Origin of the sequence: Capnocytophaga sp. oral taxon 336 str. F0502, assembly GCF_000411575.1 — a bacterium.
Classification (GTDB): domain Bacteria; phylum Bacteroidota; class Bacteroidia; order Flavobacteriales; family Flavobacteriaceae; genus Capnocytophaga; species Capnocytophaga ochracea.
The window spans coordinates 576,958-590,448 of the sequence record NZ_KE150489.1 but is presented as its reverse complement, the minus strand read 5'-3'; the positions used below and the strand labels follow the sequence as shown (position 1 = coordinate 590,448).

Annotated in this window: 5 protein-coding genes, 2 tRNA genes, 3 rRNA genes and 1 pseudogene; 7 read left to right on the top strand and 4 right to left on the bottom strand. The window is 42.9% G+C overall.

Going from position 1 to position 13,491, the window contains the following annotated elements:
- Window positions 1-111: 111 nt before the first annotated feature.
- The 5 genes from HMPREF1528_RS05890 to rrf all read left to right on the top strand — a co-directional run bounded on the left by HMPREF1528_RS05890 (window position 112) and on the right by rrf (window position 5,330).
- A 16S ribosomal RNA gene (locus tag HMPREF1528_RS05890) occupies window positions 112-1,629 on the top strand.
- 140 nt (window positions 1,630-1,769) lie between these two features.
- Window positions 1,770-1,843: transfer RNA gene (locus HMPREF1528_RS05885), tRNA-Ile, on the top strand.
- Between the two features lie 95 nt (window positions 1,844-1,938).
- Window positions 1,939-2,012 (top strand) — tRNA-Ala (locus tag HMPREF1528_RS05880).
- Between the two features lie 205 nt (window positions 2,013-2,217).
- Window positions 2,218-5,057, top strand: a 23S ribosomal RNA gene (locus HMPREF1528_RS05875).
- 162 nt (window positions 5,058-5,219) lie between these two features.
- Window positions 5,220-5,330: ribosomal RNA gene (gene rrf / locus HMPREF1528_RS05870) — 5S ribosomal RNA — on the top strand.
- The 16S, 23S and 5S rRNA genes sit together here with 2 tRNA genes alongside, the layout of an rRNA operon.
- A gap of 86 nt (window positions 5,331-5,416) precedes the next feature.
- On the opposite strand, the gene HMPREF1528_RS05865 is transcribed toward rrf, so the two are convergent.
- From HMPREF1528_RS05865 to HMPREF1528_RS13140, 4 genes and pseudogenes are all read right to left on the bottom strand, one after another.
- Window positions 5,417-5,848: a septal ring lytic transglycosylase RlpA family protein gene (locus HMPREF1528_RS05865; RefSeq protein ID WP_016479022.1), complete on the bottom strand. Its 432-nt coding sequence runs from the start codon at window positions 5,846-5,848 to the stop codon at window positions 5,417-5,419.
- Between the two features lie 89 nt (window positions 5,849-5,937).
- Window positions 5,938-7,341 (bottom strand): PorP/SprF family type IX secretion system membrane protein, encoded by a 1,404-nt coding sequence (locus HMPREF1528_RS05860; RefSeq protein WP_016479021.1) that lies wholly within the window; start codon window positions 7,339-7,341, stop codon window positions 5,938-5,940.
- Window positions 7,342-7,350: 9 nt separating this feature from the next.
- Window positions 7,351-10,641 carry a gliding motility-associated C-terminal domain-containing protein gene (locus tag HMPREF1528_RS05855; RefSeq protein ID WP_016479020.1) on the bottom strand — a complete coding sequence of 1,097 codons (3,291 nt, stop codon included), beginning with the start codon at window positions 10,639-10,641 and terminating at the stop codon, window positions 7,351-7,353.
- A 371-nt stretch (window positions 10,642-11,012) separates the two neighbouring features.
- Window positions 11,013-11,087, bottom strand: a pseudogene (locus HMPREF1528_RS13140) (phosphinothricin acetyltransferase); the annotation flags it as partial.
- A gap of 494 nt (window positions 11,088-11,581) precedes the next feature.
- On the opposite strand from HMPREF1528_RS13140, the gene HMPREF1528_RS05845 reads away from it, so the two are divergent.
- Complete coding sequence (locus HMPREF1528_RS05845) at window positions 11,582-12,811, top strand: 3-phosphoshikimate 1-carboxyvinyltransferase (RefSeq protein WP_016479019.1); 1,230 nt, start codon at window positions 11,582-11,584, stop codon at window positions 12,809-12,811.
- Between the two features lie 228 nt (window positions 12,812-13,039).
- Entirely contained in the window at window positions 13,040-13,354 is a 315-nt protein-coding gene (locus HMPREF1528_RS05840; RefSeq protein ID WP_002670816.1) for an HU family DNA-binding protein, read from the top strand.
- Window positions 13,355-13,491: the final 137 nt, after the last annotated feature.

Here is a 13,491-nt window from a genome sequence, read left to right as displayed (position 1 = left end):
AAACAACACGTACCTTGACATAATGTTGTACAGCACAAAGAAGATTTAAAGGATTGAGTGAAACCTGAAGTCAATAACTTGAAGATCGGTTAGAAGATATAAAAGAATTTAACGATGAAGAGTTTGATCCTGGCTCAGGATGAACGCTAGCGGCAGGCCTAACACATGCAAGTCGAGGGGGAAGTTACTTTCGGGTAACTGAGACCGGCGTACGGGTGCGTAACGCGTATACAATCTGCCTTTCACTGGGGGATAGCCCGAAGAAATTTGGATTAATACCCCATAGTATATAGGGACGGCATCGTTTTTATATTAAAGCTACGGTGGTGAAAGATGAGTATGCGTTCTATTAGCTAGTTGGAGAGGTAACGGCTCCCCAAGGCGATGATAGATAGGGGTTCTGAGAGGGATGTCCCCCACACTGGTACTGAGATACGGACCAGACTCCTACGGGAGGCAGCAGTGAGGAATATTGGACAATGGTCGGAAGACTGATCCAGCCATGCCGCGTGCAGGATGAAGGTCTTATGGATTGTAAACTGCTTTTGTAAGGGAAGAATAAGGGCTACGCGTAGTTTGATGACGGTACCTTACGAATAAGCATCGGCTAACTCCGTGCCAGCAGCCGCGGTAATACGGAGGATGCGAGCGTTATCCGGAATCATTGGGTTTAAAGGGTCTGTAGGCGGGCTGGTAAGTCAGGGGTGAAAGCGCTCAGCTCAACTGAGCAACTGCCTTTGAAACTGTTGGTCTTGAATGGTTGTGAAGTAGTTGGAATGTGTAGTGTAGCGGTGAAATGCTTAGATATTACACAGAACACCGATAGCGAAGGCATATTACTAACAATTAATTGACGCTGATGGACGAAAGCGTGGGGAGCGAACAGGATTAGATACCCTGGTAGTCCACGCTGTAAACGATGGATACTAGCTGTTTGGTTTAAGGATTGAGTGGCTAAGCGAAAGTGATAAGTATCCCACCTGGGGAGTACGTTCGCAAGAATGAAACTCAAAGGAATTGACGGGGGCCCGCACAAGCGGTGGAGCATGTGGTTTAATTCGATGATACGCGAGGAACCTTACCAAGGTTTAAATGGAGACTGACAGGGGCAGAGATGCCTTTTTCTTCGGACAGTTTTCAAGGTGCTGCATGGTTGTCGTCAGCTCGTGCCGTGAGGTGTCAGGTTAAGTCCTATAACGAGCGCAACCCCTGCCATTAGTTGCTAACGAGTTAAGTCGAGCCCTCTAATGGGACTGCCGGTGCAAACCGAGAGGAAGGTGGGGATGACGTCAAATCATCACGGCCCTTACATCTTGGGCTACACACGTGCTACAATGGCCGTTACAGAGAGCAGCCACTGCGTGAGCAGGCGCGAATCTATAAAGACGGTCACAGTTCGGATCGGAGTCTGCAACTCGACTCCGTGAAGCTGGAATCGCTAGTAATCGGATATCAGCCATGATCCGGTGAATACGTTCCCGGGCCTTGTACACACCGCCCGTCAAGCCATGGAAGCTGGGAGTACCTGAAGACGGTCACCGCAAGGAGCTGTTTAGGGTAAAACTAGTGACTGGGGCTAAGTCGTAACAAGGTAGCCGTACCGGAAGGTGCGGCTGGAACACCTCCTTTCTAGAGACGACCGATTTAATTATTAATGGTTAATAATTAACGATTAAAGGACTTATGGTATATTTGATTCTTTAAATCTTGCTGGCAACAAAATAAAATTTGCAAATTTGCTAATTTACGAATTTGCTAATTGAATAAGCAGTCTCATAGCTCAGCTGGTTAGAGCGCTACACTGATAATGTAGAGGTCGGCAGTTCGAGTCTGCCTGGGACTACAAGCAAAAAAAGCTTAAAAAGAAGGAAATTTCTAGGAGTGAGCTAGAGGAAGGATCCTCTTACCTCTTACCACATATCTCTTACCTAGAGACAGGGGGAATTAGCTCAGCTGGCTAGAGCACCTGCCTTGCACGCAGGGGGTCAAGGGTTCGAATCCCTTATTCTCCACAACACACCCACAAGTTCCCTCTCCTTGTGAGAGGGTTAGGGTGAGGAACCGTACATTGACATATTGGGATAAAAAGCATAAGAGATCAATAATAGATTATTGATAATCTAACGAAAGAATTAAAAAGAATCAAAGAGAACGAGAGGTACCTAGATAATTGTCAATTATCAATTGTTAATTGTCAATTGACTAGGACTACAAGCGCGAAAAGTTATGTAAGGGCGTATGGGGGATGCCTAGGCTCTCAGAGGCGAAGAAGGACGTGATAAGCTGCGAAAAGTTGCGTGTATTGGCACATACGAAATGATACGCAAATATCCGAATGGGGCAACCCAGTACATTGAAGATGTACTACACCGTAAAGGTGAGCAAACCCGCTGAACTGAAACATCTTAGTAGGCGGAGGAGAAGAAAACAAAAGTGATTCCCAAAGTAGTGGCGAGCGAAATGGGAACAGCCCAAACCCGTATTGTTACGGCAATACGGGGGTAGTAGGACCCTAATATAGGTTGTAGAGCTGGATTAGAAGTGTTTGGAAAGACACACCATAGAGAGTGAAAGTCTCGTATAGGCACAGCGATATAAACCTTAAGGGAATCCTGAGTAGGTCGGGGCACGAGGAACCTTGACTGAATCGGCCGGGACCATCCGGTAAGGCTAAATACTCCTGAGAGACCGATAGTGAACTAGTACCGTGAGGGAAAGGTGAAAAGAACCGTGAATAACGGAGTGAAACAGACCCTGAAACCATACGCTTACAAGCGGTCGGAGCAGCGTTAGGCTGTGACGGCGTGCCTTTTGCATAATGAGCCTACGAGTTACTGTTACCAGCGAGGATAAGTATTTCAGATACGAATCCGCATCGAAAGAGAGTCTGAATAGGGCGTTAAGTTGGTAGTAGTAGACGCGAAACCTGGTGATCTACCCTTGGGCAGGTTGAAGCGCTGGTAACACAGCGTGGAGGACCGAACTGGTTGTCGTTGAAAAGACTTCGGATGACCTGAGGGTAGGGGTGAAAGGCCAATCAAACTGGGAAATAGCTCGTACTCCCCGAAATGCATTTAGGTGCAGCGTTGATGTGAGTTTAATAGAGGTAGAGCTACTGATTGGATGCGGGGGTTTCATCGCCTACCAATTCCTGACAAACTCCGAATGCTATTAAATGCTCATCAGCAGTGAGGGTATGGGTGCTAAGGTCCATATCCTAAAGGGAAAGAACCCGGACCATCAGCTAAGGTCCCCAAATATATGCTAAGTTGACCAAACGCGGTCTGACTGCACTGACAGCTAGGATGTTGGCTTGGAAGCAGCCATACATTTAAAGAGTGCGTAACAGCTCACTAGTCGAGCGGTTGGGCATGGATAATAAACGGGCATAAGCATATTACCGAAGCTATGGGGTTATTGAAAGATATACCGGTAGGGGAGCATTCTATAGGCGTAGAAGCTAAAGTTGTGAGACATAGTGGAGCTGATAGAAAAGAAAATGTAGGCATAAGTAACGATAAGGCAGGCGAGAAACCTGCCCGCCGAAAGATCAAGGTTTCCTCAGCTATGCTAATCAGCTGAGGGTTAGTCGGGGACTAACGCGCACCCGAGTAGGGAAAGTGGATGTACAACAGGTTAATATTCCTGTACCATTAATCTAATAAAAGTGACGGAACGAGATAACTACCGCGTACTGACGGAATAGTACGTTAAAGGAGCTGTTATGGCTTTGATAGTACACTGAGGCTTCGGTCGAGGTGATAGAGTGGTGATAACGTTTCCAAGAAAAGCGAAGATTAATGCCCGTACCGTAAACCGACACAGGTGATTGGGAAGAGAATTCTAAGGCGCTCGAGAGATTCATGGCTAAGGAACTAGGCAAAATAGACCTGTAACTTCGGGAGAAAGGTCGCCTATCGTAAGATAGGCCGCAGTGAAGAGGTCCAAGCGACTGTTTATCAAAAACACAGGACTCTGCAAAATCGAAAGATGAGGTATAGGGTCTGACACCTGCCCGGTGCTGGAAGGTTAAGAGGAGAGCTTAGTGGTAACACGAAGGTTTGAATTGAAGCCCCAGTAAACGGCGGCCGTAACTATAACGGTCCTAAGGTAGCGAAATTCCTTGTCGGGTAAGTTCCGACCTGCACGAATGGTGTAACGATTTGGACACTGTCTCGGCCATGAGCTCGGTGAAATTGTAGTATCGGTGAAGATGCCGATTACCCGCAGTGGGACGAAAAGACCCTGTGCACCTTTACTATATCTTCGTATTGGTCTTGGATAAGTGATGCGTAGGATAGGTGGGAGACTATGAAGTGGCTATTCTGGTAGTTGTGGAGTCGTTGTTGAAATACCACCCTTTGCTTATCTGAGGTCTAACCCTGCGATGCAGGGGACAATTCGTGGAGGGTAGTTTGACTGGGGTGGTCGCCTCCAAAAGAGTAACGGAGGCTTCTAAAGGTTCCCTCAGCACGCTTGGTAACCGTGCGTAGAGTGCAATGGCATAAGGGGGCTTGACTGAGAGACCCACAAGTCGATCAGGTACGAAAGTAGAGCATAGTGATCCGGTGGTTCCGTATGGAAGGGCCATCGCTCAAAGGATAAAAGGTACGCCGGGGATAACAGGCTGATCTCCCCCAAGAGCTCACATCGACGGGGGGGTTTGGCACCTCGATGTCGGCTCGTCACATCCTGGGGCTGGAGAAGGTCCCAAGGGTTGGGCTGTTCGCCCATTAAAGTGGCACGCGAGCTGGGTTCAGAACGTCGTGAGACAGTTCGGTCTCTATCTACTGTGGGCGTTAGAAATTTGCGTGGATCTGACTCTAGTACGAGAGGACCGAGTTGGACGCACCGCTGGTGTATCTGTTGTCTTGCCAAGGGCATAGCAGAGTAGCTAAGTGCGGATGGGATAAGTGCTGAAGGCATATAAGTACGAAACCCGCCACAAGATGAGATTTCTTTTAAGGGTCGTGGGAGATGACCACGTTGATAGGTTACAGGTGTAACGGTGGTAACATCATAGCCGAGTAATACTAATCACCCGTAGACTTTTCGCGCGTAGAGATTCTTTTAAAGAGCGTTAGCATCACAACAATTGTTAATTATCAATTGTCAATTGAGAAAATATGTTTTTTATCCCTATATGTTAAAATATCAAGGCATTAGGCCACAGGCATCAGGTATTAGTTCTGAGTCGCACAACCTAAGGCCTAAAGATTTAAGGTGGTTATAGTCAAAGGTCTCACCTCTTACCATTCCGAACAGAGCAGTTAAACCTTTTAGCGCAGATGGTACTACACTTGTTGTGGGAGAGTATGTCGCCGCCTTCTTATAAAAAGAGTAATTCTGATGAAGAGTTGCTCTTTTTTTATTTGCTTATTTCTAATAATGCAAAAAAAATAAGGAGTAAAACTCCTTATTCTACAATCTCTATATCTACTTGTATCAATCCTTTGTTTTTATTGTCAGTGATTTCCATAAAGGCACGTTTAGAGAGGTCGAGCTCTCTCCCTTTGGTAAAGGGACCTCTATCAGTAACAGTAACAACTACTGATTTGCCATTTATACGATTGGTAATTTTTAATTGAGTACCAAAAGGCAACGAGGGGTGTGCCGTGGTGAGCTTACTATTGCTAAATACAGCCCCACTAGCAGTTTTTCTTCCATTGAACTTATCGTGATAATAGGTAGCTGTTACATTCGTCTTATATATACCTGTTTTTATATTCGCAGTTTTTGTAGCTGCTTTTTTCCCGTGAGGATATCTATGGCTATCTACAGTGCTACAAGCCTGTAAAGCTAATAGTCCTATAAGGCATATTGCTATTTTCAAAAAGTTACTCTTCATATATTTTCTTTTTTAGTTTATGTTTCTTTTCAAAAAGTAAACGATGCTTTACTATTGCAAAGCATCGTTTTTATATTACTTAAAATGCTTTATAAGTTGCCTACTTTTAGTACCCAAATGTTAGAGTTTTTAAATTCAGGGCGTTTCAACAAGTTGAGCAATGTTTCACCTGCTTCTCCGCGCGATTCATAAGCTCTATCAATATAGATATAGTGCATACCATTTTCTTTATTTTTAAATGTAAATACTTTGATACCTAAATTCTCTATATCTCGTCTCATTTGGTAAGCTCCTTTAGGATTTTGGAATACTCCTGCAATCACATAATAGCCTTGCGCTATACCCTCTATTTTTGGGTCTTCTACCACTCTTATGCGCTTGTCTAATTCTTCTTGAACAGTAGGTGTTTTAGTTGTTGTTTTAGGAGTTTCTACCGTAGGTGTTTTCGTTTCTGTTACCGTAGGAGTTACTACCTTAGGCGTTGGAGGTGTTACCACAGTAGGTTCAGGAGGAGTGGTCTTAATTGGTTTCTTAATGTGATGTTTGCCACCAAACTGATAAGAAACTACCACATCATAACTACCACCCAATTCAGCTACATAATTAGCAATGGTTTGTTCGTAGCCAAATCCTACGCTCAAGTGGTTAGTCACGTTGAAGCCTATGCCACCGAAAGCTCCATATTTTTGGTCATAACCGGCGTAAGCCCAACCCAGAGGAACGTCCAACATCACGTGTCCGCCCATTTGAAAATTATCTTTAGTTCTCTTAGCTTTAGCATATATACTGAAAAAACCATCTTCTAAGAAATCACTACGAGAATCCAACTCTTTGCGATACATCACGTGAGCGGTGAGCGACTTTTCATTAAAAGGCACTGCCATTTCTCCTGCCGAAAACGAATAGTCTAAGAGGTTCTCCGCGGTAATACCAAAATGCCAGAAGTTAAAGTTTATATCTACCCCTGGTTGTAAGTTGATGATACTCGTAGGTTTCGCATTCTCTATCAAGGGGTCTTGCACGTTTGTGCGCACTTTATTTCTGTCGATACTACTGCGGGCAAACACTACGTTTAGCCCTAAGCGCAAAAAGTTATCATCTGATATCTCTACTTGGTGTACGTAGTTCCCTAGTATACCTATATTGGCAAATATACCTGCTGTACGTTGGAAAACCAACCCGTGTGCCATATTGTTGCCATCGTAGTAATCATTCTTTCTACCTGCATCGCCACCCCACTTCTTGCCATAAGAGAGCCCAAAGGTATTGAACTTATCTTCCTTAAAGCCCATCCACTGGTTGCGATGAAAGAAGGTAATTTGCGACTCATTCTTGCTAAATATTGGAAACGCAGGGTTCATTAGGTAGGTGTTGTATTTTACAGCCGTATGTCCAGGCATTTCGTAGGGTAGGTAATTACCATCACTTTGTGCAAATAAAAACTGAACACTAAGCGCCAACACTGTTATCGTTATGTTATGTACTATCTTCATCGTCAATTCTTATTTAAGTATTGTAATGGTTCCTTTCTTATCCACGCTTCTCGTTTCGCCGTTTTCGGTAATCTCACCTTTGAGGGTATAGATATAGATAAGCGCACGCTTGCCAAGGTCATTGAAAGTACGCTCATCAGGCCAATTATTTTGGTAGTTGTTTGTCGAGAGTACTTCTTTACCTTCTTGTGAGTATATTGTTACCTTCACTTTCGGAGTGAGGTATACCGACGGTATTTCCCACTTATCGTTAATACCATCGCCGTTAGGAGTTACCACATTAGGCACTTCCACCACTTGGTAGATATTCAGTTCAAAAGGCAATATGTTCTCGCCTGCTGCCACGCACGACTCCTCTTTCAGTGTATAAGAACCCGACATATCCTCAGAGGTCACCTCCAAAGTTGTGCCGTATTTCACCGTGCCGTCGTCTTTTGTCCAGCTGAATTTATTTCCCCCTTCGGCAACTAATCTATCACCTATACGCACATCGAACTTGCGCTCTCGTGCTGTACTGGTTTGGTATACTTGTTTCACAGGAGCAGTGCCTTGACTGTCGCGCATTAAACTCAATTTCAAACCGCCTACTTGATAGTTCTTCACTTGTATATGAGCGCGTTTAGGGCAACCGCCGTTATTAATTTCTAAATAGTATTCGCCTATTTCGTTCACGCTTGCCGTAGGGTTTTCACTGCCTATGGGAGTGTCGTTAGTGTAATTGGCACTCGTTACTTTCTTCCATACGTATGAAAAACTATCGGCTACTGATGAGTTAGGGTCGAAGCTATCGGCAGCTACGGTAAGACTAATAGTTCCTCCTTGGCAAAGGTATACTGTTCTCTTCGCACCGTCAGCCGACGATATTTCAAAATCGGGGATAGGAGTAAAGGCTACTGGTTTTTCGTCCGAAGTCTTGATAATCGTACCATAACTAACCCGCACTGAATATTTAGCCGATTCTGAGTTGCCTGCGCGCGACACGACAAACTGCTGTCGAGTTTCGCCTGGCACATCGTTGTTGTCTTTTTGCCATTGGAAGTTAAAGAATTGGTAATCTATTTTCTTTACTTCCACCTGTTCTCCACTACTGCTTAGCTGTACGGTTATTTTTTGTACTTCAAGAGTGGTTTGCGTACGGGTTTCACAGTTGGTAGATGCTACCGTTCCTACTCTCACGCCTTTAATATCAGCAATGGTTTCAAAGTAAATAGGGGTAAGGCTGATACTTGTACCACAACTACCGCCATCGGTGATTTTTGCTTCGTATACGTCAGCCGATACAGGTGTATCAGTAACCGTGTATTCCACACCCGTAGCGCCTGCTATTACGGTGCCGTTTTTCTTCCATTCCACAGTGGGGTTGGTCATATTGTGCGATATTTTCAGTACCGTAGTTTTTGCAGGGTAGTAAATCTCGCGACTGTTCATCTCTTCCGCCCAACGTGCTGTGATAACGGTGCGCTTTGCCACTACCGAGTTAGACGTAGCGGGGCAACCTCCGCCCGTACCGCCTATGGTAGCGTAATACACTCCTGTCGCAGTTACCCCATATTGGGTCATTCCTACCCCTTGCGCTATCTGCGCACGGTCTTTAAACCAAGTGTAAGTAGCCGTAGGGTCGGCACCAGTGGTAACCGTGAGTGTATACACCTCTCCACAGAAATCCACATTGTCTACACTGTTGTTAATGCGCAATGCATTGCTGTCCTGCAATTGAATATCCAATACATTCGATTCAGGAATGGCAGGAAACCCCGAAGCCGTTATTTTCAAGCGGTACTTGCCGTTTTGGGTAGCGCTGTTAAGGGTGATTTCTTGCGTGGTGTTGATATCCGTAAATGCACCGCCCGTTTCTCTTTGCCATTGGAAAGTGAAAAACGAATAGTCACTCGGGTCTATCGTAAGCTCAGTAGCACCCGATACGGCTGTGATTTTGTCTACCGTGAGGTCTATGCTGTTCGTCTCGCAGGGCTGATAAGAAGTTTTAGGCTTGATGCTCACCTTGAAGCTATCAGGAGCTTTAAGTTCGTACTCCTCAGTTTCTACCGTCGAGGCACAACTGCCCGTTTGGGTTACTTGGGCTTTGTATTTGCCTGCGCTGGTGGCTACATAAGTATTGGCAGTTTGCCCCGGTATTTCCACCCCGTCCTTAAACCATTTGTACGAAGGATTTTGGGCAGTGGTGTTTACGCTGAGGGTACGCTGTTTGTTGGGTAACAATACATTGCCCCCCGTGGTAGTAATATTAGCTTTAATAGCATCTTTATGTTTTATTTCTATTTCATTGGAGCGCACATCGCAGGCACTACCGTTGCCTATCTGTACGCGGTATTTACCCGGAAGATTATTGGGGGGCGACACCACATAGGTAGCCACCCCGTTAGTTTCGCCCAACTTAGTATTGTCGCGATACCACGTATAAGTCTCATTGCCCGCAGGGGTAGCAGTAAGGGTAAAGCTCTCTGAGCTACATATCTCAGTAGCCGAACTACTCAACACCAACGATTGCCCTCCTCCTGTAACTCTTACAGAAATAAAGTCAGATTTTGATTTATTTTCACTACAATTACCACTATAGTCAATAGCAACAGCATAAGCACCTTGTTCGGTTACAGTTAGTTTAGGTCCTGTTTGGTTAGGAATAACTACACCGTGACCACTTCCTCCTACGGGTTTTTTATACCAAATATAAGTATAATCTGAAATATTAGTACTTCCTGTATTAGCAAAAATCTGAGAAACGGATAACTCTAATGATTGTCCAGGGCAAAGGTTTACATTACCAGAAGGAGTAGTCCTTAAAGCTTGTATAACATTCATATATGAGCCTTCGAAATATTGTTCAGAACTATTGTCAATAGTAGCTATTAACTCACTTGCAGGATTAGTAGAACGCACCCGAATACGATATTTCTTTCCATTTAAATTATTAGGGAAAGTTACATAGGCATCAAAGGTTTGAGCAGTATTTAAGGTACTTTTTGAAGGCCAAAAATTTGTATTTAGAGTTGGTAGGACAGTCGGGTTATTAAAACTTCCGTTTGCATCAGAAAGTTCGAATATATATTTATTATCTGCATTTGGTAAGGGGGGAGACCAACGCACCCTAACTCTAAAACCCGATTTATCGTTAGGGTTGTTAGGTTGAAGTTTTCCGTTGTTAGTAGCACTTGCACAAACAAAATAAAAATTTGTTTGTGCAGAAATTAATTTATTATGCTGTCCTTGCACTCCTTCAATACCAAGGAAGTATAAAAGCAGAAAAACACTTATGTATTTAAAAAAATTGCTTACTTTCATTTTAAAATACGAATTAAAACATTGCTAAAAACATTATAAATCATACCCACTGGGTACTATACACGGTGCAAAGATACGAAAAAGAAATATCTACACAAAAATAATTGTCTATTTTTTTTACACTCCTCTGTTACCTTTACCCAATATCTCTACCTGTTTTCTGTTATAACTCTCTGAAAATTATACACTTTTCGTTATATAATTCTCCTTCACATCCCCTATGCCATCGCGCTACTCCTGTGAAACTTTAAGTATCAATTAAGAATCTTTTAAGAATGTTTAACGCAAAGCTTACGCAGGTAAGAGCTAAAAGGTAAAACCACAACCGATATAATCCCACGTCTCTACATTCCCCCTTTGGAGAGGGCTAGGGGAGGTTTGTCAGCTTTTCCAGCTTGTCCCCCTTCGGGGGTTCGGGGGCTTACCAAATAAGTAACTCGCCACATTCCCCCTCATTGAGGGGGCTAGGGGGGATGTTTCATTATTTTTTCCGTCCCTACATTCCCCCTCTCCTTGGGAGAGGGACGGGTGAGGATTCTCTTTCTTTCGCCTCGAAACCCCGTTTTTAACATTTTTAGCCTTGTTGTATTATATTATGGATCAATTATTTATATACTCTTTCTATACCAATCGTCCAAGATTCGTATAAGCTTCCTATAAGCTTCCTATAAGCTCTCTATAAGCTAACCCCACCCTCCTTACAGCTCATTTTTTATCTTTTACCTGAATTAATTCTTCCGAATTTCTCCGTTTCCTTCCGAATCCTCCTAACAGTCTCAACACATCGCTTTTTCATCTCAAACTTTGCCAAAGTTTTTGCCTGTGTGGCTCGCACCTTTGCAAAAGTTAATTATCAGCATTTTTGGTTTTATCAGCATTATTCCCTACCTTTGCACTCTATTAAACACCTATCACCCATTAACCTTTTACCTTTTACCTTATGAACATACAATTACCTCATTCCACATTACAGTCAGGAAAACATTTGTTGCTCTCAGGCTCCAAGTCCGAAAGCAATAGAGCACTTATATTGCAAGCGCTCTTTCCTGAACTCACTGTGCAAAACCTCTCCACTGTCGATGATACCCTACTGCTACAACAAGCTCTTAGCTCTCATACAGAAGTTGTAGACATTCATCACGCAGGTACTGCAATGCGCTTTCTCACCGCTTATTTCGCAATACAACAGGGCAAAGAAGTCCTCCTCACAGGTTCTCCCCGAATGAAAGAAAGACCCATACACCTATTAGTAAATGCATTACAACAGTTAGGCGCCGATATTACATATACTGAAAAAGAAGGATTCCCACCTATATATATAAGGGGAAAAAAGCTTATTAACAACGAAGTACATATCCAAGGCAACGTCAGTAGTCAGTACAGTTCAGCTTTATTGCTTATTGCTCCTGCTTTGCCTAACGGACTCACCTTGCATTTGGAAGGCGAAGTTACCTCTCTGCCTTACTTAAAAATGACTATCAATCTCTTAGCTCATTGCATAGGACAAGAGCAAGTATCGTTCAAAGCCAATACTATAAAGGTAAACACAATGAAAGGAAAAAGCTTACTACATAACAGTTGGGAAGTAGAATCCGATTGGTCTTCCGCCTCCTATTGGTATGCTTTTGTTGCTTTATCGCCCATAGGCACCACCCTTTCATTGTCCTATTTTAAACCGCATAGCCTGCAAGGTGATAGTGCCTTAAAAACTATTTATGAGTTTTTTGGAGTGCACTCCTCATTCAAAGGTAATGAATTAACCATTGAAAAAGTAGCTGAACCTCAGCAAAAGCGTTTCGAGTATAACCTAAATGCCACCCCCGATATAGCACAAACCATTGCCGTTACTTGTGTAGCAATGGGCTTAGAGTGTCATTTAACAGGCTTACACACTCTTAAAATCAAAGAAACCGACCGCCTTCAAGCACTACAAACCGAACTGAGAAAGTTAGGAGTAGAAGTAAGTATTACTCACGATAGCTTGCATTTAGCACCTTGCCCACACTTGCGTTCTGGCATTAGCATTGCTACCTATAACGATCATCGAATGGCAATGGCTTTCACACCTTTGATGCTAAAAACTACCCTCGAAATAGCCGATAAAGAAGTCGTGAGCAAATCCTACCCCTCTTTTTGGCACGACGTAGCCCAGCTTACAGTTAAAAGATAATAGTTAAAACTTATTTTCAATCAGTAACGTAAAAATCTACCGCGATATGGCAAAAGTATATTTTAATTGTAAAATATTAGAAAACAGTATTTTAAACAGCTAATTATCAGATACTAAAAAATAAAAAATAAAAAAAGTTGTTCTAACATAGTGTTTATTAAATAATTAATTTGTACCTTTGCACGCTGAAAGGATTTAGAGAATATTATTAATAAAAACAATATAAAGATGACAAAAGCAGAAATTGTATCAAAGATTTCCGACAAGTTGGGTCTTGATAAAAACGACGTTCAACTAACGGTTGAAAACTTTATGAACGAAGTAATCAACACATTAGAAAGTGGTCAAAACGTATATCTTAGAGGCTTCGGTAGCTTTATTATCAAAACTAGAGCTGAAAAAACTGGACGTAACATCTCTAAGAATACCACTTTGAAAATTCCCGCTCATAACATTCCTGCCTTTAAACCTGCAAAAGTATTCGTTGAAGGAGTTAAAGCTAAGGTAAAAGTAGCTAAAACTGATAAAAAAGCGAAAAAATAACATTGTATTAATAAATCACAATATATTAAATAATTAAGTTATGCCAAGCGGAAAAAAAAGAAAAAGACATAAAGTGGCTAACCACAAACGCAAAAAAAGAGCGAGAGCTAATCGCCACAAAAAGAAAAAGTAGTTTT